The 544-nt window shown below is 42.8% G+C and carries 1 pseudogene; it reads right to left on the bottom strand.

The features are described from left to right. A pseudogene (locus R7190_RS29970) lies at positions 1–544 on the bottom strand (diguanylate phosphodiesterase); the annotation flags it as partial.

The following is a 544-nucleotide window of genomic DNA, read 5'->3' as shown; positions in this document are numbered from 1 at the left end:
AGGGCACAGTTTTCCCTCTTTGTCGATGTAACGAATCAGCGCTTCATAGGAGAACACTTTCTCTTCATGCGTCGATTGTAGCTTTTGATAAAACATCACCAGCTCCCCTTCTCGCAGAATTGAAGTCAAACGCTTCTGAGCTGATGATTTGTTGATAATGTATATGTTTGAATCTTTCACGCTATTAAGCAGAGACTTAAACAGCGATTGTTCAATACCATTCAAAGCATTGTTCAGCCCGAATTGACTCGCGTGTTTACCAGCATAAGCAAGATAAAAAGGTCAATAGATCAATACCCCTGCCGCGATCACTATCAGTTGAAGTATTGTGCCTTGAATATGATTTCCCATTGCGACATATCCACTGATCAACGGCGGCGTCATCCAATTCACGATCTTCTCGACCGGATCAATCATACCCGACGCAATGCTCGCATAAGTGATCACGAAGCTCACCAAAGGCACCAGTACAAATGGGATGATGAGAATGGGGTTAAAGATGATCGGCAAACCAAACAGCAACACTTCATTAATGTTGAACATC

Source organism: Vibrio sp. 1078-1, assembly GCF_033340475.1.
Note: the sequence above shows the minus strand (reverse complement) of the source record. Positions and strands in the feature narration are given on the sequence as shown.